The sequence below is a fragment of the Sphingopyxis indica genome, assembly GCF_900188185.1.
GTDB classification, from domain to species: Bacteria; Pseudomonadota; Alphaproteobacteria; order Sphingomonadales; family Sphingomonadaceae; genus Sphingopyxis; species Sphingopyxis indica.
This window is the reverse complement of the sequence record NZ_FZPA01000008.1, coordinates 140392-159886: the sequence shown is the minus strand read 5'-3', so window position 1 is coordinate 159886 and position 19495 is coordinate 140392. Positions and strand designations below refer to the sequence as shown.

18 protein-coding genes are annotated in these 19495 nt (G+C 63.2%); 4 read left to right on the top strand and 14 right to left on the bottom strand.

From position 1 onward, the window contains the following. Window positions 1–6 precede the first annotated feature (6 nt). The 8 genes from CHB69_RS12175 to CHB69_RS12145 all read right to left on the bottom strand — a co-directional run bounded on the left by CHB69_RS12175 (window position 7) and on the right by CHB69_RS12145 (window position 10427). Entirely contained in the window at window positions 7–3252 is a 3246-nt protein-coding gene (locus CHB69_RS12175) for an efflux RND transporter permease subunit (protein ID WP_141133980.1), read from the bottom strand. Between the two features lie 3 nt (window positions 3253–3255). Beyond that, the gene (locus CHB69_RS12170; RefSeq protein ID WP_089216265.1) at window positions 3256–4416 is read right to left on the bottom strand and encodes an efflux RND transporter periplasmic adaptor subunit; all 1161 of its coding nucleotides are present in this window, start codon (window positions 4414–4416) and stop codon (window positions 3256–3258) included. 139 nt (window positions 4417–4555) lie between these two features. After that, window positions 4556–5863 carry a TolC family protein gene (locus CHB69_RS12165; protein ID WP_089216264.1) on the bottom strand — a complete coding sequence of 436 codons (1308 nt, stop codon included), beginning with the start codon at window positions 5861–5863 and terminating at the stop codon, window positions 4556–4558. Window positions 5864–5927: 64 nt separating this feature from the next. Then, complete coding sequence (locus CHB69_RS19750) at window positions 5928–6263, bottom strand: hypothetical protein (protein WP_141133979.1); 336 nt, start codon at window positions 6261–6263, stop codon at window positions 5928–5930. Between the two features lie 314 nt (window positions 6264–6577). Beyond that, window positions 6578–6904, bottom strand: a complete 327-nt coding sequence (locus CHB69_RS12160) for a YnfA family protein (protein WP_089216263.1) — start codon at window positions 6902–6904, stop codon at window positions 6578–6580. Between the two features lie 171 nt (window positions 6905–7075). Then, complete coding sequence (locus CHB69_RS12155) at window positions 7076–8959, bottom strand: cytochrome c/FTR1 family iron permease (protein WP_245836750.1); 1884 nt, start codon at window positions 8957–8959, stop codon at window positions 7076–7078. Window positions 8960–9036: 77 nt separating this feature from the next. Next, window positions 9037–9681 carry a cation efflux transmembrane domain-containing protein gene (locus tag CHB69_RS12150; RefSeq protein WP_089216262.1) on the bottom strand — a complete coding sequence of 215 codons (645 nt, stop codon included), beginning with the start codon at window positions 9679–9681 and terminating at the stop codon, window positions 9037–9039. 59 nt (window positions 9682–9740) lie between these two features. Further along, window positions 9741–10427 (bottom strand): class I SAM-dependent methyltransferase, encoded by a 687-nt coding sequence (locus CHB69_RS12145; RefSeq protein ID WP_089216261.1) that lies wholly within the window; start codon window positions 10425–10427, stop codon window positions 9741–9743. Between the two features lie 42 nt (window positions 10428–10469). Here CHB69_RS12145 and CHB69_RS12140 point away from each other — a divergent pair, with 42 nt between their 5' ends. Next, the gene (locus CHB69_RS12140) at window positions 10470–10889 is read left to right on the top strand and encodes a MerR family transcriptional regulator (protein WP_089216260.1); all 420 of its coding nucleotides are present in this window, start codon (window positions 10470–10472) and stop codon (window positions 10887–10889) included. A 15-nt stretch (window positions 10890–10904) separates the two neighbouring features. After that, entirely contained in the window at window positions 10905–11456 is a 552-nt protein-coding gene (locus CHB69_RS12135; protein WP_089216326.1) for an MAPEG family protein, read from the top strand. A 2-nt stretch (window positions 11457–11458) separates the two neighbouring features. On the opposite strand, the gene CHB69_RS20150 is transcribed toward CHB69_RS12135, so the two are convergent. After that, entirely contained in the window at window positions 11459–11602 is a 144-nt protein-coding gene (locus tag CHB69_RS20150) for a hypothetical protein (protein ID WP_170935528.1), read from the bottom strand. A 324-nt stretch (window positions 11603–11926) separates the two neighbouring features. Here CHB69_RS20150 and CHB69_RS12130 point away from each other — a divergent pair, with 324 nt between their 5' ends. Together CHB69_RS12130 and CHB69_RS12125 are read left to right on the top strand one after the other, a co-directional pair. Further along, window positions 11927–12286, top strand: coding sequence for a hypothetical protein (locus tag CHB69_RS12130; protein ID WP_089216259.1), 360 nt, complete (start codon window positions 11927–11929; stop codon window positions 12284–12286). Window positions 12287–12385: 99 nt separating this feature from the next. After that, entirely contained in the window at window positions 12386–12718 is a 333-nt protein-coding gene (locus CHB69_RS12125; protein WP_141133978.1) for a hypothetical protein, read from the top strand. A 99-nt stretch (window positions 12719–12817) separates the two neighbouring features. Here CHB69_RS12125 and CHB69_RS12120 read toward each other — a convergent pair whose 3' ends face one another. The 5 genes from CHB69_RS12120 to CHB69_RS12100 form a co-directional block, all read right to left on the bottom strand. After that, window positions 12818–13225: a copper-binding protein gene (locus CHB69_RS12120; RefSeq protein WP_170935541.1), complete on the bottom strand. Its 408-nt coding sequence runs from the start codon at window positions 13223–13225 to the stop codon at window positions 12818–12820. Between the two features lie 11 nt (window positions 13226–13236). Next, window positions 13237–16380: an efflux RND transporter permease subunit gene (locus CHB69_RS12115; protein ID WP_089216256.1), complete on the bottom strand. Its 3144-nt coding sequence runs from the start codon at window positions 16378–16380 to the stop codon at window positions 13237–13239. After that, on the bottom strand, window positions 16377–17852 hold the full coding sequence (locus CHB69_RS12110) for an efflux RND transporter periplasmic adaptor subunit (protein WP_089216255.1): 1476 nt from the start codon (window positions 17850–17852) through the stop codon (window positions 16377–16379). The genes CHB69_RS12115 and CHB69_RS12110 overlap by 4 nt, the downstream gene beginning before the upstream one ends. Then, window positions 17849–19075, bottom strand: coding sequence for a TolC family protein (locus tag CHB69_RS12105; RefSeq protein WP_089216254.1), 1227 nt, complete (start codon window positions 19073–19075; stop codon window positions 17849–17851). The genes CHB69_RS12110 and CHB69_RS12105 overlap by 4 nt, the downstream gene beginning before the upstream one ends. 138 nt (window positions 19076–19213) lie before the next feature. Beyond that, complete coding sequence (locus tag CHB69_RS12100) at window positions 19214–19492, bottom strand: hypothetical protein (protein ID WP_089216253.1); 279 nt, start codon at window positions 19490–19492, stop codon at window positions 19214–19216. Between the last annotated feature and the right edge of the window lie 3 nt (window positions 19493–19495).

The window sequence follows — 19495 nt, the reverse complement described above, 5'->3', positions numbered from 1 at the left end:
TCTCCTTCACGCCGGTTCTGGCGCAATCGGCGAGGCATTCTCGTCCCGCTTGCGCCGACGGTTTTCGATTGCTCCGAGCACAACCTTCGCAATCGACGGCAGCACCAACAGGGTGAGAACGGTTGCAGCAATCAACCCGCCGATAACCGTGACCGCGAGCGGCTTCTGGACTTCGGCCCCCGTCCCGGTGGCGATTGCCATCGGAATGAAGCCAATCGCCGGAACAAAGCCGGTCATGATGACTGCACGCATCTTCTCGGCCATGCCTTCCCGGATTGCCTCAACCAGAGGCAGCCCATGCTCCTGACGTTCACGAATGGCCGTCATCACGACCAGACCGTTCAGAACCGAAACACCGGCCAGCACGATAAGCCCGACCGCTGCCGAGACGGAAAAGTTGATACCGGTCAGGGCGAGGGTGAAAATCCCGCCGGCCAACCCCAGCGGCAAGGTCAGGAAGACCGCAATCGCCCGGCCTGCCGATCCAAGGGCCATGAAAAGCAGGACGAAGATGGCAACAAAGGCTAGCGGCACCACGATCGACAGTCGTGCCGTCGCCGCTTGCAAATTCTCGAACTGTCCGCCCCATTCCAGATAGTAGCCGGCAGGCAGTTCTACTTGTGCAATTTTGGCCTGCGCCTCCTCGACGAACGAGCCTGCGTCGCGATCCTCGAGATTCAACTGGACAACGACGCGTCGTTTTCCGTTTTCGCGCCGTATCTCGTTAAGCCCTTCAGTCAACTGGATATTCGCTACTAGCGAGAGCGGGATCTGTTGCCGGATTTCCCCGGGCTCTTCGGGCAAGAGCACAGGAAGCGCACGAATATCGTCAAGGTTTACCCGCGTTGCGTCGGGCACGCGGACCGCGATGTCGTAGCGGCGGTCGCCTTCATACAGCAACCCCGACTCCCGCCCGCCAAGAGCCGTTGCGACGGTGTCCGCCACCTCTTTGACGGTGAGTCCATAGCGGGCAATCATCGCACGATCCAGCTCCACATCAAGCAAAGGCGCACCCCCGACCTGATCCGCCTTCACGCTGGCCGCACCCGGAATGGCCTGAAGCACCTCGACCATTTCGTTGGCGGTCTGCGACATCTTGTCGAGATCGTCGCCATAGAGCTTGATCGCCACGTCACCGCGGACGCCTGAGATCAGCTCATTGAAGCGCAGTTCGATCGGCTGGCTGACTTCGTAGACCTGCCCGAGTTGGCCACTCACGGCCTTCTCGATGCGTTCAACCACGTCGGCCTTGCTATCCACTCCCGCAGGCCACTCGTCTTCCGGCTTGAGAATGACGAACCCATCAGAGACATTCACCGGCATCGGATCGGTAGCGACCTCTGCCGTACCGGTCTTGGAGAACATCAATTCCACCTCAGGCAGCTCTGCTACAGCCGCCTCGACCTTGCGCTGCATCGCCAGAGATTGATCGATGCTCACCGACGGTACGCGTGTCGAGGCAACGGCCAGGTTCTTCTCGTCAAGTTGAGGAATGAATTCCGAACCGAGCAGTCCAAAGACCGGGAACGCCACCAGAAAGAATGCCAAGCCCCCGGCGATGAACGGCATCGGCCGGGCCAGCGCCTTGTCGAGCAGCGGCAAGTAACGGTCCTTGCTCTTGCGGATCAGCCATACTTCCTTCTCGGCAACTCGCCCGCGAATGAGCAATGCCACCAGTGCGGGCACCAGCGTGAGTGAAAGGATGAACGCGGAGAATAGCGCCAGCATGATCGTGATTGCCATGGGCGAGAAGGTCTTGCCCTCCACGCCGGTGAACATCAGCAGCGGTGCGAAGGAGAGGAGAATAATCGCCTGACCGAAGACTGTCGGTTTGATCATCTCCTGCGACGCATGCATCGTTTCTTCGAGCCGTTCATTAAGGGTCAACAGTCTCCCTTCATGTTCCTGGCGATGGGCCAATCGCGCGAGACAGTTCTCGATGATGATGACGGCACCATCCACGATCAGGCCGAAATCGAGCGCCCCCAAGCTCATGAGGTTGCCCGGCACCCCAAACGTGTTCATCCCGGTTGCCATCATCAGGAAGGAGAACGGAATTACCAGGGCTGCGATGATCGCGGCGCGCCAGTTGCCTAGGAGCAAGAAGAGCGCAGCAGCGACCAGCAACGCGCCCTCGGTCAGATTGGTTTCGACTGTTCCTACGGTCGCACCGACCAGTTCGGCGCGGTTTAGGACGATGTTTACATCGACACCGGGGGGCAGCGTCTTCGAAACCTGATCAATTTTCTCTGTTACAGATTCCGCCACAATCCGGCTGTTCTGATCAATCAGCATGAGCACGGTGCCAATCACCGCTTCCTTGCCGTTCAGACTGCCAGCGCCGGTCCGCAAATCACCGCCGACCTTGACGTCGGCGATCTGGCCAACCGTGATCGGAACACCGCCGCGCGTTGCCACGACCGCGTTCCTGATTTCATCGCCGGAGCGCACCCGCGCATCGACACGCACGAGATAGGCTTCACCGCCGCGGTTGAAAAAATTGGCGCCTACCGCAAGGTTGGCATCTTCCAGTGCTTCGCCGAGTTCGCTGTAGGAAATTCCGTAACTAGTCAGTTTGGTCGGATCGGGCTCCACCACGAACGTCTTGGCATAGCCGCCGATCGAGTCGACCCCTGCCACACCGCGCACGGCCTTCAGCTGCGGGCCGATGATCCAGTCTTGGACGGTCCGCAAATATCCGGCTTTGGCAACCTCATCGGTGAGCAACTCGCCCTCAGGCGTAAGATAGCTGCCGTCGGGCTGCCAGCCCGCCTTTCCAGCCATTTTCTTTGCGCCCTTGCCGTCGGGATTGGTGTAGCCGACGGTATACATGACTATCTCGCCAAGACCGGTTGTCACCGGCCCGATCTGCGGCTGCACGCCATCGGGCAGGTTCTCGGTAACCTGGGTCAGCCGCTCCCCCACCTGTTGCCGTGCGAAATACAAATCGGTAGATTCGGAGAAGATTGCCGTTACCTGACTGAACCCGTTGCGCGAGATGGATCTGGTCGTTTCAAGTCCGGGGATGCCGGCCAGAGAGATTTCGACCGGGTAGGTGACGAGCTTTTCGATTTCTTCCGGGGACAGACGCGGATCGACCGTATTTATCTGCACCTGGTTGCTGGTGATGTCCGGCACTGCGTCGATCGGTAGCTTGAACAGCTGCCATGTACCGAGCGCTGCTACCGCCAGGAAGAGGAACAGGACCATCCAGCGGGCGCGGACGGAGAGCGCAATAAGTCGTGCGATCATGAATTAGTGCTCCTCGCCCGCGCCCTTGCCGAGCTCGGCCTTGAGCAGGAATGCGTTTCTGGTTGCGATCATCTCGCCCGGTTTCAGACCCGAGACGATCTCGACGCGACCGGCGCTGCGCCGACCCACCGTGACGTTGCGTAAGCGAAAACCCTGTTTGGTGCGCACGAAGACCACGTCTCGTCCTTCCAGGGTTTGAAGCGCATCTTCGGATATGACGATCGCGTCCGACACTTCGCCACGGCTCGGCAGCAAACGGACACGTACCGGAAGCCCTGGTTGGAGGCTTCCGGGAACGTCGAGCACGGCTGTGGCCGAACGCGTTTCGCCTGCGAGCCCCGGCGTGATCGCGCGAACCCTGGCCTCGATCGTGCGGCCGTCGGGCAACTCGACGATAGCCCGATCACCGGGAGCGAGACGCTCCGCATCGGTCGGCCCAACCGCAGCCTCGATTTGCACTTTCGACGGATCGGCGACGCGGAACAGCTCGGTTTCCGGTTGGACGAATGCGCCAAGACTTACATTTTCGGCAGTTACCCGTCCGGAAACCGGGCTGGCGACAATCGCACCGCTGCCATCGCCCGTGACATTCGCGGCCCTGGCCGCGACCTGGGCACGCCGAGCTTCTGCTGCTGCAACCCCAGCCTCCGCCTGCGCCTGTTCATAATCGACGCGGGCCGACACCTTCTGTTCATAGAGTTGCCGCTCCCGAGCGAGATTGCGCTGGGCGAGCACCGCGCGTGCTTCGGCCGCTGCCTTGTCCGCCGCGATCTGAGCGGCATCTCGGCTTTGGACAATGGCCAGCGCCTCTCCGGCACGAACTGGATCACCCAGCCGTTTGTACACACGAGTAACAGCGCCGCCGGCGCGCGCGGTGACGATGGCCTCACCATTCGGTGCTGCGGCAACGGTGGCCTGGGCAATAATTTCCGATCCAAGTCCGCCAGCGCGCACCGCTTCTACGGCGATTTCGGCAGCGCGGATCGCATCGGCAGTCATAGGCAGGCTGTCGGCGTGAGCTTCGGCGTCTTCTTCCGCCTTTTCGCCACTTTGGGTGTCGGCAGCCGGATCTGCGGTGCAGCGGGCGACCGAAAAGCCGCCGACTGCTGCGAGCAGCACGGCGCCAGCCACACCGCCGAGGAGGCGTTTGTCCTGTGTGATCATTCAACATCTCCGAATATCATGTGAGCTGGCCGCGACAGGTTGCGCTTCGCTGCGAGCCGTGACGCAGTGGTTGAGGAGTGCGGGATGGCGCAGGCTGTCGGTGATGACAGGGGGGTGCGAATCTCCGAGACAAACGCCGTCATTGGCCTATGTCCACAGCATCAGCCGCCGCAGCCTGACGCGCCAGGGTAGCCTGGGCTTCCGCCCGGGCGCGACGCGCCGCTATGAGTTCGCCCTGGGTCGAGGCATAAGCCTGCTGCGCGTCGAGCAATTCGATCAGCGAGGATTTGCCGGCCCGGTAGGACAGCTGCGCAAGACGCAGGGCTTCGCGCGCTTGACCGATGCCGCTTCCTTCGAGAGCGGCGACCCGCGCCTCGGCCGCGTCCAGGGCCGCGCGTGCGTTGGCGATTTCAGCCTGGGTGTTGGCGAGCACGCTGTTGCGGCGCGCCTCCGCTCCCTGCACACCCGATCGCGCGGCGGCGACATTGCCCTGATTGCGATCAAAGACGGGAAGCGGCACCGAAAGGCTGGCGATCAAAGCGCGGTCGCCGGTTTCGCGCAATTGGCGCACGCCAACACCGACAGACGGATCGAGCCGACCCTCCGCGCGGGCCTGGCGCAGCTCGGCATCGGCAATGACCCGTTCCGCTTCGGCAAGGCGTACATCGAGCGTCGCCATTGCATCGACAGTGGCTGGCGGGGCCAGCATGTCGCTGCCGGCGAGCTCTGTAGGAGGAACATCGACCCCAAGGAGCGCAGCAAGCGAACGGCGGGCGGCCGCCTCATCGGCTTCGGCGGCACGCAGCGCTGCCGTTGCCTGTGCAAGTGCTGCCTCGGCGCGCAGGCCCCGCAGCGGGGGTTCCTTTCCTGCATCGACCAGCTCGCGTGCGACGCGCGATAGTTCACGCGCCCGGTCTTCATTTTCCCTAGCAAGCGCCAGATTGTCGCGCGCGGCTACGCCAAGCGCGAAGAGATTGCGGACCTGCCGGCCGAGATCGGCGCGAGCGATCGCGAAGCGATATTCCTGGGCGGCGAATTCGGCCTCGGCAAGCGTCATCCTCGCCTTTCGCCTACCGCCGAGGTCGAGCCTCTGGTTGACCGAAACGGTGGTCTCGGTGCCATTGAAGCCCGAATAGGGTCCGGTGCCCGCGAAATTCTCGACTTCGACGTCCAGGACTGGATTGAAGCGGAAACGCGCCTGTCGCAGACGGCCGCGCGCGGCTTCGACGTCGGCCCGGGCTGCGACAAGGGCCGGAGATCTTACTTCAGCTTCCTCGATCGCGCGGGCAAGTGTCAGGACTGCGGGTAACGGCCCAGTGCGGACCTCGGGCGGGATGGCTGGTGCTGGGGGACCGGCAACCGCCGGATCCGCCACCTGCGCTGCAGCGGGCGAGGCTGATGTGGCCACAAGCGCCGCAACCATGGCGGACGCAAACAGAACATGCATGTACGAAGAACTCCTGACAAACCGAAGGCGCGGGCCCAGGCTCGGCCGGGCGAAGCTTCAGCTGTCAGGCTATCGGAGGTCGAAAGGTGTCAGAACGGGTCGGTGGAGAGAGGCTTGTGCCGTTTCGTGTCGGCACAGCCTTGACCGAAATCACGGGCGCGGGTTCGGGCTTCGCCCCGACCGGAATTCCGACATGGTGACAATGGCAGCCGTGAAAATTGGCCGACGCCTTGGAAGGGTCGGACTGGCCGTCGTCATTCTTTTTCGAGAAGTTCTCGCAACCGCCGATAGATGCAACAGCGCTGGTGCCCACGCCCAGCTCAGTTGCGTGCGCCATTGTCCCCGCCGTCACACCGAGGGCGAGGAAAAGACCGAGAATGATGGAAAGCCAGCCCTTCATCGCCTGCGCGTCTAGCCTCTTATGAGCTGGAAAGAAAGAGGGTAATTCCACATCTGCCCAAAATCACTTGGCAAACAGTGTTCGCCTATCTTCATGATATGGTGTGACATCATGTGTCGAGGCTGACCATCTTGTTTCGTTATTTTCGTTTGACTGAATCTATACCCGTAAAGTTGATTAAGAAATCTCAGAACGATCTCTCTCTTCCAGAGTGGCGGATTGCCAATCATATATTGTACTTGATGTCGATAGCGTGCTTGAGTTGCTCGCCTTGCCTCATCGGTTTCCGGCCGATCCGATGAATAAACCAGCGTTCAAGCTGTACGCGGCCCCAACAGGATCACGCCCGCGCCAACCAGACAGATCAACGCTCCCCATACATCCCAACGGTCGGGACGCACGCCCTCGACCGCCCAGAGCCATAGCAGGGAAGCGCTGATGTAAACGCCTCCATATGCGGCATAGGCGCGCCCCGCCGCATCGCTATCGATCAGCGTCAACAGCCATGCGAACAGCGCGAGCGACACCATCCCCGGGGCTATCCAGAGAGGCGATCGGTCAAGTCTCAGCCACGCCCAGAAAGCGAAGCATCCGGCGATTTCGGCCAATGCAGCCGCCGCATAGGCAAATGGCGTCAACATCAGTCTTTCTCCCCTCGTCGATTATCTCCAAGGAATGGCGGAATCGAGCAAACAGATTGACCGGAAGGGACTGGAACTTCTGAACGCTTACCCCCGGGATGCCGACCACCAGATGCGGCTCCCGCAAAACAGCAACTGAGCGCCGCGTGCGCGAGCTGGAAATGAGAGCGCCTATTCGGCAGCGGCACTAGCGGCAGCGTGCTTGCGTCCGTTGTACCAGAACCCGAGCCACAAAATCGCAAGCGCGAGGAACTGGAGAAGCAGCGGCTGCAATGACGGGAAGATACCCAGCATCGAGAGCCTCGGCACATGCGCGACCGGCGTGATGTCGATGAGCCCGGCCTCCTGAAGCGCGGCCGTGCCCTTGCCGGCGAGCACCACCGCAAGGATGGCGATGAGCACCGAGCTGTAGGCGAAGAATTTCCCGATCGGCAGTGAGCGGCTGTAACGCAGCATCGCCCAAGCAACCACCGCGAGCACCGCGACCGCGGTTGCCGCGCCTGCCGCGATGACGCTCCCGCGCCCTTGTGCTGCCAATGCTGCGAAGAACAAGATCGTCTCGAACGCCTCGCGATAAACGACGAGAAAGGCGAGGCCGAACAGGAACCAGGCCGAGCGGCGCGACAATGCCTTGCCGAGCGCCTCGCGGATATAGCGCTGCCAGCTTTCGGCGTGCGACTTGCCGTGCATCCAGATGCCCACAGAGACCAGCACCACCGCCGCGAAGAGCGAGCCGAACCCTTCGGTGAGTTCGCGGCTCGCGCCGCTGATCGAGATCGCATAGGTCGCAACCGCCCAGGTCGCGCCACCCGCGATAAGCGCAGCGATCCAGCCGCCATGGACATAGGATAGCACCTCGGGGCGGTCGGCCTTGCGCAGGAAGGCGATCATCGCAACGACGATCAGCAGCGCTTCGAGCCCCTCGCGCAGCAGAATGGTGAGCGCACCAATGAAGGTTGAGGCGTCGCTCGCCGCATCCGGAGACAACACGGTCTCTGCGTCTGTGAACAGACCCTCGATCACGGCGGATTTGCTGGCGAGGACGTCGGCCGGCTCACCGCGCCCGATCGCGGTTCGGAATTCCCCCATCGCGCCCTCGATGCGCGCCATCAGCGTCGCGTCTCGGGCAGTGAGGACCGGCTCAAGCGGTTCGAATCCGTCGAGATATGCGGAGAGCGCAAGCTGTTCAGCGCCGCGTCTGTCGCCCGCGCGATAGGCGGCAAGGCTCTGGGCAAGCTTTTCGCGCGCGACCGCGAGCGATGCGGGCGTCGGCGGGCGCAGCGCCTGCGGGTTCGCACGCAGATAGGCGATGACGGCATCCGCCTTGTCCTGCCCGATCGCGCGGCCGAGCGCCTCCGGCGTCATGCTGGTGAAGGCCTGGAGATCGGGAAAGCGCTGGCGCAGGGCCGGATCGGTCTTCCAGATGCGTTCGCCCGCAACGGTATCCTTGAACGCAAAACCGCCGACATAGGCCGAAAGCGCCCAACGGTCTTCCGATGGCAGATGCGCAAAGCTCTGCATCGCCGTGCCGTCGAGGCCTTGGTCGATCACCTGATAAAGCGCGAACAGGCTGCGCTTGCGCGCACGCTCTGCGTCAGTGAAGGCGATCGGCGGCGGATCCATTCCAATCGTCTGCGGGCCGTGACCATCGCCCTTGGCGCCGTGGCAGCTCGCGCAATTCTCGGCGTAGAGCGCCGCGCCGCGCGCCGGATCGGGCGCCTTGGCGGGCGCAAGCGGCACCGGATAGGCGGCCAGCAAATCGCTAGCCAAGGCTCGCGCCTTCTGCGCCACCGCTTCCGGCGCGGCCTTTGAAGCGATGGCGGCCTCAAGCCCTTGCGCCTCGGCGATCAGCCTGGCGCGTCCGGGATTCGAAGGGAGGGCCGCGATGCCGGTCCGGATCGTCGCCGAGAATTCGGTCATCTCGGCATATTCGGTCGTACTCGTGACGCGGCCGCCCGACACGGCTCCGGCATAGTCGACGGCCACATAGTCGAGAAGCCGCCAAACGGTCTGAACCTCGCCGCCTTGTGCTCGCGCAGCCGCCGGATGGAGCATGATGCCGCCCAGGGCAGCGAGGAGAAGGGTGAGCAGGCGAAGGCGGAAAAGCAAGACCACGCAATAAACTCCAAAGATCAAGCCGTCTGCGCCAGTTCGCGCAGCTCGCCACGCGCGCCGCGGAGGATTTCATAGGCGGAGTGGAGGAAGAGGACCGCGATCACCGAGGCGACCGCGAGGTCGGGCCAGGCGCTGTCCGTCCACGCGACGAGTCCCGCAGCCACGATCACCGCAACATTGGCCAGCGCATCGTTGCGGCTGAACAGCCAGACCGCGCGTACGTTGGCATCGCCTTCGCGAAACCGAGAGAGGACCAATGCCGAGGTCACATTCACGATGAGCGCTGCGAGGCCCAGACCTCCCATCAGATCGGCCTCGGGCGCGACGGCGGTCAGTGCGCGCCAGAACGCAACACCGATCACGCCCAGCCCCAGCGTCAGCAGGAATACGCCCTGGACAAGGGCGATCCGCGCACGCGCCACAGTGGTCCAGCCAAGGGCGATGAGCCCTGCCAGCGTGATCGTTCCGTCACCGATGAAATCGAGCGAGTCGGCCTTGAGCGCCTGGCTGTCGGCGATAAACCCGCCGACGATCTCGCATGCGCCGAAGCCGAGATTGAGCAGCACGACAATCCAAAGCGCACGCCTGTAGGCTGGGTCCTTTTCCGCCCGCGCGCTATCTCCAGTGCAGCCGCAGCCGCCTGCTTCATCCGAATCTGCCATGTGCTGCTTCTACAACCTCCAGTAACTGTAGAAGCAAGCATTTCTGCAAATGGTTCGCGTTATATGCTTTCGGGAACCTTGAAGTGGAACAGGCTGATCGCGCCGGTGAGTGTCGGGATCACCCGCCGGGGGGCCACCGGCGCGCCCACCAGATCGGCCAGAATGGCCTCGATCGCGCCATCCGCATTGGGCTGGGTGTCGGTCATGCCATCGAGGCGCTGCACGGTCAGCCGGAACAGCGATCGCATCAATGGCGATGTTTGCGCCGCGTAATCGGCGATATGTAGCTCTCCGCCGGGTTTCAGGGCTGCGGCCATCGCTGCAACACCGCTTCGCTTTCCTGCGATCGGCACCTGGTGAAAGACAAGGCTGGAGACCGTCTTGTCGAAGCGCACGCCCAAGGTGGCGGCATCACTTGCAAAACCTTGTCGCCACTCGATCTCCACGTCTGCCTTTCTCGCTTTGGCTTCGGCGCGATGAAGAACGTCCGGATCAGGATCGAGCCCTATGATCCGAGCACCTGGCGCCCGATCTTTCATCAGGAGCGCAAAGCTGCCCGTGCCGCAACCGACATCGAGGATGGTTTCGCCGTTGCGCGGCGCCAACTGCTCAAGGAGCGCGGTTCGCCACAGCCGCTCGCGCGTCAGCAGCCTGATCGCCAAATCATAGGCGCCGGTCAGTCCGGCTCGCCCAAGGGCGGGCGTGAAGCGCTCATCGGCTGAGACTGTTCTTTCGGGTCTGGACATGGATAGGCTATACAACCTCCAGTAACTGGAGGATCAAGAGGCATGACCAAGCGGCTGGCGATCGGTGATCTGGCGCGGCAGACCGGAACCAAAGTCAACACGATCCGCTTCTACGAGGATATTGGTCTCCTCCCCCGCGCCCTGCGCACCGCCTCGGGACGGCGCACCTACGGCGCTGCGGATGTGCGCCGCCTTGCTTTCATCCGACATAGCCGGGGGCTTGGCTTCTCGGTCGAGGAGATCCGCTCGCTCCTTGCGCTCGCCGACGAGCCGGAACGCGACTGTGCCGAAGCGGCAGCAATTGCACGCCGCCACCTCCGGGACATCGAAATGCGGATCGCTCGGCTTGAGACGCTTCGAGATGCACTCGCCGATGTCGCTATTTCCTGCGAAGGAGGCCGCGCCGCAGACTGCCGAGTGATAGAGGCGATTGCCGGCGCAGAACTGCCTGTTGAGGTCTGAAATAGGATGGACAGGATGGAACTGGCTGCCGAGCAGCGCAAGATCATCCAGCGGGCCGCGGCGGCAATTGTCTTTTGCGCGCTTGTGCTTGCCGGAAGCTACCTCCTGTTACCGCGCCTGTTCGCTTTTCCGACCGGTCTTGCCGAACGCATCGCGTTCGCGCTTCAGGCAGACCTCTTCGTTCTCGTCTGGATCGTCATCGGAGTCAGAATGGTGTCCAGGGGACGCTTTCATTCTGCCATCGATAATCCGGGATCGGCCTTTGCGCCGCCCAGCCCAGCGATCGCCGTCCAGGTGGCCTTCCTTCAGAACACGCTCGAGCAGGCGGTGGCCGCCGTCGGCGCTCATCTGGCGCTTGCAACCTTGATCAGCGGCCCACCGTTAGCGTTGATCCCCGGTGCCGTCTTCCTGTTCGCGATTGGACGGATCACCTTTTTGCGAGGATATCGGCAGGGAGCGGGTGCAAGGGCGTTCGGCATCGTGACGACGGTCATCCCGACCATCGGCGCCTATGGCTGGGCGATTGGCGTCATTCTTCTCCGATCGCTTTCCGGGCCGACGACTTGAGCCTAGCGCGGTCCCGATCGCAGATATTTCACAAGAGCCGCAGCCGCGAGCACAAGCACGACAATGACCAGAAGCCATATGAGCCCCATCCCGATCATCATCAGTCCGCCACCACCGCTCATCATCTCCATGCAGTTGGCAGGCATCGTTTCTCTCCTTTGTGCCTGAGTCCTGTTATGCGCCGTGAGACACCCAGCGGCGATAACCAGGCGGGTGCCATTCGCGGGAGATTCGATTCCTATGCGCTGCCTGCGCTTGAAGCGTGACGACAACAGGAAACGCGGAGCCTCGCTTATATGTGCATAATTCTTGATCTGCCTGATCGTTGCACGAACAGGATCGAGCCTTGCCCACGAGGAGAGTGAGCTGACCCCCAAACACCTCGTAATGCGGTGCGAATCCTTTCATCCGCCGAAGAAGGTGGATGATCCGAGCTTGACGCAAGTCGGCGAGAGGCAGACAATGTTCACATGAGACGAGCACTTCAATTCGTGCTGGTCATAGCCGCCTTGCTTGGGCTCTTCGGCCAGACGATGGCGATTGCTGCAAGCCCCGCCACGACGGCTATCGAGACAGCGGCTCCGGCAAATATGCCGATGGACTGCGTCGGCATGATGCAGGGCAGAGGCGATAATTCGGTTCCTTGCGATCGGATGACGCTTGCCTGTATCGCCGGCATGGGATGCGCCATGCTGCTGACGCTTGATGCTGGACAGGCCGTTGTTACAGCAGCGTTGGCTGACATGGGTTCCTTGGGATGGCCTTTAATGCCGTCAATGGAGGGTCAGTCGGCCACGCCTGAACTCCATCCTCCAACCTCCGCGGTCTGATTGTTCGCCGGGCGAGCTCCTTTGGCCAGCAGCGTAAAACGCTGCTGGCGCCCCTCAGGTTGGCTCGCCCATGGCAAATCCAGTCCAAGGAGAGGATCAATGAAAATCTTGATAACCTGCGCTTCAGCCGCAGTGGTCGCGTTGTTCATGGCCGGTTCGGCCCCGGCGTCGGCGCAATCGGATGCACCAAAGCCCGAAGCCAGCCGCTGCCAATGGCAATCGCAACCCCAGTATGGCCCGCGTGCGCCGCTGCGCGCGCCGGTCTGTATAAAGCCTGGAGATGAACTGAAGGGCACCGGCGGCCCCAATTGCGATCCGACCTATAAAGGCGAGACCGGGCGCTATGTGTGGCGCTCGCGGCCGCAATATGGTCCGCGCGCGCCGTTGCAAGCACCGGTCCGCGTTTGGGTCGACGGGACCGACGTCTGCTGATGGCGTGATGCGACGGCGAGGTGCCGAGGTGCCCTCGCCGTCGCTCATGGATTGGCGGACGTCACCTGTTCCAGACTTGCCGAAGCCTCCGTCGGCTGTCTATTGTTTCTGAATGGCCGTCACCTCACCGGCGTTGCCGTTAAGCGCGAGGTCGAAGGCAACCTTGTCGCCGACCTTCACGCTGTCGAGCAGTTCGGGTTTCGCCTTGAATGCCATTGTCATCGCGGGCCAGTCGGCTTCCGCAATGGGGCCATGGTCAAGCGTGATCGTCCCCGCGGACTTGTCGACCGCCGTCACCGTCCCGGCCCCTTTGGCCATCTTCGCGGAGCCTGCCATGGGCATCTCCATATTCCCCATGTCGCCTGACATATTACTGGCCATGGCGTCCATTTTGCCGGTCGCTTCGGCAGTTGTATTGGCTGCCGCGTCGTCGGTTTCGGCTTTCTGACCGCAGGCGGCGAGCAGCGCCGCAAGGCCAAGCATTGCCGCGAGTGTGAGAGGTTTCATCGTTTTCTCCTTCAGTGTTGATCGGGTTGAGGGTTGGGTTTGGCATTTCGCTGCCGCATCAGCAGATAGGCGGCGGGGATGACGAACATGGAAAGCAGCGGGGCGGTCAGCATGCCGCCCACCATTGGCGCGGCGATCCGGCTCATCACTTCCGAGCCCGCGCCCGAACCGATGAAGATCGGCAGCAGGCCGGCGATGATCACGGCGACCGTCATCGCCTTGGGACGTACACGCAGGAGCGCGCCCTCGCGCACCGCTGTTGCAACCTGCTCCGCCGTCGGATTTTCACCGTGATCCTCCAGAGCGCTCTTGAGATAGATCAGCATGACGACGCCGAATTCGGCGGCGACGCCTGCCAATGCGATGAACCCCACTCCCGTCGCAACCGACTGATGGTATCCAAGCAGGTAGAGGAGCCAGAAGCCGCCGGTGAGCGCGAACGGCAGCGTGCCCATGATGAGCGCAGCCTCATCGAGCCGACCGAAGGTCATGAACAGCAGCACGAAGATGATCGCCAGCGTGGCGGGTATGACGATTTTCAGCCGCTCGGTTGCGCGTTCCAGATATTCGAACTGGCCCGACCAGGCGATCGAGACGCCGGGCGTGAGTTTGACATCCTTCGCCACCGCAGCCCTGAGATCATCGACAACCGAGGCGAGGTCACGTCCGCGCACATCGACATAGACCCAGGTCGAGAGCCGGCCGTTCTCGGTCTTCAGCATGGGTGGCCCATCGCTTATCTTGAGCTCAGCCACGGTGCCGAGCGTGATCTGCTGACCCGAAGGCGTGAGGATGGGCAATGCCCGCAGTTCCCCGAGGCTGTCCCGGATTTCGCGGGGATAGCGGACGTTGATCGGATAGCGCGCCAGCCCTTCGACCGTCTGGCCGATATTTTCGCCGCCGATCGCGCCCGAGACGATCTCCTGCACATCGGCGATATTGAGGGAGAAACGAGCCGCAGAGGCGCGGTCGATGGTTACATCGACATAGCGCCCCCCGGTCAGTCGCTCGGCAAGGGCGGAACTGACGCCGGGCGTCTTTTTGGCTACCGTTTCTACGTCGTGGGCGATCCGATCTAGCTCGGCAAGATCGGGGCCTGAGACCTTGACCCCGATCGGGCTCTTGATGCCGGTCGCGAGCATATCGATGCGGTTGCGGATCGGAGGAATCCAGATATTGGCAAGGCCGGGCACCTTCACCACACGGTCCAACTCGTCGATCAGCTTTTCGGGTGTCATCCCCGGCCGCCACTCCTCGCGCGGTTTGAAGCGGATAGTGGTCTCGAACATTTCGAGCGGTGCGGGATCGGTCGCGCTCTCGGCGCGCCCCGCCTTGCCGAACACGCTTTCCACTTCGGGCACGCTCTTGATCATCCGGTCGGTCTGCTGGAGCAGCGCGGACGCCTTGGCGGCGGACAGGCCCGGCAGTGCCGACGGCATGTAGAGCAAATCGCCTTCGTTCATCGCCGGCAGAAATTCTCCGCCGAGACGTGACAGCGGCCAGGCCGTGGTCGCGAGCACCAGCGCGGCGATGATGAGCGTTGCCTTGGGCCGTTTCAGAACCCAGTCGATCGCCGGGCGATAGGCGCGTGTCAGAACGCGGTTGACCGGGTTGGCCTGTTCGGACGGGATTTTCCCTCGGATCAACCAGCCCATCAGCACCGGCACGAGCGTCGCCGACAGTATCGCGGCGGCGGCCATCGCATAGGTCTTGGTGAAGGCGAGCGGCGAAAACAGCCGCCCCTCCTGCGCTTGGAGCGTGAATATCGGCACGAAGGACAGGGTGATGATCAGGAGTGAGAAGAACAGCGCCGGGCCAACCTCCATCGCGGCTTCGGTAATGACGATCCAGCGCTTCGTTCCATCAAGATGTTCGTCCGGATGATCGGCCTCCCAGCGCTCGATCTTCTTGTGCGCGTTCTCGATCATCACGATCGCGGCATCGACCATCGCGCCGATTGCGATGGCGATGCCGCCCAGCGACATGATATTGGCGTTAACGCCCTGGAAGCGCATCACGATGAAGGCGGCGAGCACGCCCAAGGGCAAGGTCACGATCGCGACCAGCGCCGAACGGACGTGCCAGAGGAACAATGCGCAGACCAGCGCAACTACGACGAACTCCTCGGCGAGCTTGTGTGTCAGATTCTCGATGGCATGGTCGATGAGCTGCGAGCGGTCATAGGTGGTGACGATCTCGACGCCTGGTGGCAGACTCTTTTTCAGGTCGTTAAGTTTCGCCTCCACGGCGGAAATCGCGCTGCGCGCGTCCGCGCCCTGGCGCAGCACGACGATGCCGCCGGCCACTTCTCCCTCGCCATCGAGCTCGGCGATACCGCGCCGAATTTCAGGGCCGAGCTGGATGGTGGCGACATCGCCCAGCGTCACGGGCACGCCGCCGGCAGCCGTACGCAGCGGGATGGTGCGGAAGTCGTTGAGCGATTGCAGATAGCCCGAGGCGCGGACCATATATTCGGCCTCGGCCAGTTCGATGACCGAGCCGCCCGTCTCCTGGTTCGCCCGCCGGATCGCCTCCACCGCCTGGCTATGCGTGATACCGTAGCCGGCCAGCTTCACCGGATCGAGCACCACCTGATACTGCTTCACCATGCCGCCGACGCTGGCGACCTCGGCGATGCCGGGAATGGTTTTCAGTTCATAGCGAAGGAACCAGTCCTGCAGGGAGCGGAGCTGGGACAGATCATTGCGTCCCGTCCGATCGACCAGCGCATATTCATAGATCCAGCCAACGCCGGTCGCATCGGGTCCGATGGCGCTTTTGGCCGTCTCCGGCAGCCCGCCCTGCACCTGATTGAGATATTCGAGCACGCGCGAGCGCGCCCAGTAGAGATCGGTGCCATCCTCGAAGATGACATAGACGAAGCTGTCACCAAAGAAGCTGTAGCCTCGAACCGTCCTCGCGCCTGGCACCGAGAGCATGGTGGTGGCGAGCGGATAGGTGACCTGGTCCTCGACGATCCGCGGCGCCTGTCCCGGATAGTTCGTCCGGATGATGACCTGCGTGTCCGACAGGTCCGGCAGCGCGTCGATGGGTGTGGTTCGCACCGCCCAGAGCCCGGCGAAGACGAGCACCAGTGCGCCCAGAACTACGAAGAAGCGGTTCTGGACCGACCAATGGATGAGCCGGGCGATCATTGACCCGTCTCCCGCGTCATGGAGCGCACCGTTGGGCCTTCGGGCGGCTGGTCGAAAGTGAAGCCCACCCGGTCGCCCGCCTTGAACCCGCGTGCCTTCGCGGGATCGGCAAGCCGGAAGCGCATGGTCATGGACGGCCAGTTCAGGGCGGCGACGGGTCCGTGGTTCAGTGTAATGCTGTCGGACCCGATCTTCTCGATCAGTCCACTTGCCGTATAGGTCTTCGGCCTGGCTGCCTGGAGCGGCGCCGCACCACCGATCGGCCGCACGTCCATTCCCGACAGGCTGGCCTCGGAATCGATGAGGAACTGCCCTGAAGTAATGACCTTCTCGCCCTCGGAAAGCCCGGCGAGGATTTCCGTCTGGCCGTCCGCCTCCAGGCCGGTCTTTACTTCGGCTGGCTGATAGCGGCCCTTGTCCAGCGCCAGCATCACCAGCGCACGCTTCCCGGTGCGGATGACCGCCTCGGACGGAACAAGCAGCGCCGAACGCGGCGCGCCTGCGAAGTTCACGGTCGCGAACATGCCCGGCCGCAACCGTCCTCCACGATTGGCAAGCTCGATGCGCGCGGTGATAGTCCGGCTTTCGGTCTCCGCCTGCGGGAGGATCGCGCGCACCTGCCCCGGGAATGTCTCGCCGGGGAAGGCCGTCAGGATCGCCGTAACGGGTCTGCCGGGCCGTGCCTGCGCCGCCATCGCTTCGGGCACGGCGGCGTCAAGCCAGACCGTGCCAAGCCCATTGATCTCGGCAAGCGTCTGGCCGGCCATCACGCTCATGCCGGGACGCACACCCAGGGACTTGATCGTGCCGGCAATGGGTGAGGCAATGGTGATGACGGTGCGGGGCCTTCCACTCCGTTCGACCGCTGCGATGGTGGACGGCGGCATGCCCAGCAAGACCAGCCGCTGCCGCGCGGCGCTGGCGAGCGCCTGGTCGCCCGTGCGGCGCACGGCGAGATATTCTTCCTGCGCGCCGCCCCAATCGGGAATGAGGAGATCGACGAGCGGTGCGCCCGCGCCGATCACGTCGTCGGGCGCGCGGTTATAGGTACGCTGGACAAAGCCGCTCGCACGCGGCTGGACGATGGCGATGTCACGTTGGTTGTAACCGATCGTGCCGGTGACGGTCAGGCCGCTGCCCAGCGTTCCGCGATGCGCCTCGGCGGTGCGCAACCCCAGGCTCTGGACGAGCGCGGGGTCGATGCGCACGCCTGCCGCATCGCCTGCCTCACCGGCATATTTGGGGACCAGCTCCATGTCCATGAAGGGCGATTTGCCCGGCTTGTCGAAATGCTGGTTGGGGTACATCGGGTCGTACCAGTAGAGCACTTCACGATCGTCCTCGGTCGCTCCGGATATGCTTGCGCTGCTGCGGTCAAGGGAGGCCACGCCGTAGCCTGCAGCGGCCGCAACAAGCGCGATGGCTGTTGCCGCAGCGCCGAGCCGCGCCCTGGGCGAAAGGTCGAGCTTCATTGGTTGTCTCCATAGGTCAGCGCGAGCAGCGCCTCGTGCCGGGCAACGGCGGCTTCGCGGTCCAGCATATCGAGTTCGGTCCGGGCCAGTCCGGCTTCAGCCTCGATCACGTCGAGCAATGCGGCTCGTCCGGCGGCATAGCTTGCCGTTTCAAGTTGGGCTTCCCGCTGTGCGAGAGGCAGCAGTGTGTCGCGGGCGCGCATCCATTGATCGTGGTGCATCGCATGTTCGGCCAGCGCGGTTTCGAGCTGCGCCTCCAGCGTCCGGCGAATATCCTCCTTCTCGGCGCCGGCCGCCACCGCATCGGCGCGGGCCGCTTCGATTCGCGGGTTCTGCCGGCGGCCGGGAAAGAGCGGCAGCGTCATGGTGGCGCCGACCGAGACCATGCTGCCGAATTGCGGATCACGGCGTTGAAAAGCAACGTTGAACCCCCAGTCAGGACGCTTCTCCGCACGGGCGGCATCCACGTCCGCCAAAGCTTGACCGACACTGGCGGAAGCCAGCTCGAGCTCCGGATGACGCGCAAGAGCCGCCCTCAACGCTTCGCGCGACACCGCGAAATGCGGCAACGGGCCGGAGGGTTGCGGGTCGGGATCGCCCGTCCACCGCGCCAGTTCGGCGCGCGCCTTGCCGGCTTCGGCGACGAGCATGCTGCGGCGGTCTTCGAACAGCTCGGCAATCGACTGGCGGATATTGAGGCTCTGTGCTGGCCGACCCGTTCCCGCAGCCACCGCCGAGACAGCGGCGCCGGGCAGGCGGCGCAGGCGCTCCAGCACTACATCCATCGCCTCCAGGCGCTTTTGCGCGTAGTAGGCATCGATCCAGGCAAGGGCGGTGGCGACCCTGATCCTGCGAAGGTCAGCCTGGCTTCTTGCCCGGGCTGCCGTAATATCCGCTTCCGCCCGGTTTTGCTGGGCGTGCCGCTTGGCAAGGTTTGGCACGTCCTGCTCGATCCCCACGCGCTCCATCGTCATGTTCTCGCGCGTGAGACTGAAAGCGGGCGGACCGGATATCGGGAAGTTGTCGAGGCCGATCCCGAGCTTGGGATCGGGCAACTGCCCGGCCGCGATTGCGGCTGACTGCCGGGCACGAATTTGCTGCTCCCGCGCTTCGAGCAGGGGCGCGCTGTTCGCTGCGCGGGCAAGAGCCTCGTCGAAGCTGAGGGGCTCGGCAAGCGCAGCGGCCGGGAGTATCGCGAGCAGAGTCGCAAAGATGAATCGCATGGAATGCTCCTGATCGGGAGTGACCAGGCCGATACGCGAACGTCAGTCAGGCATGGTGGCGTCGGCGAAGCACCATGGCTCCGCCGACGCCACGCGCCTGGCTTTCATATTTATCGTTATCGGCCAGGAAAGCTTGCCTTACCCGGCCGACGGCTTCGCGCCCATATGATGCATGCCCTTCATGCAGTCATCGGCGCTCATCTTCATCATGTCGCAGTCGCAATTGGCCATCTGCGCATGGTCGGCCACCCAGACACGCTTCCGCGCCGGACCGGTCGCGCGCGGCCCGAATTGCGGAACCTCGCGCCATTCATAATGGCCACCGGACGGAGAAGCGTCCGCTTGCGCGAAAGCTGGAGTCGAGCCGAGGCCAAGCGAGAGGGCGGCAACGGCCGCGCCAAACAATATAGTCTTCATGAT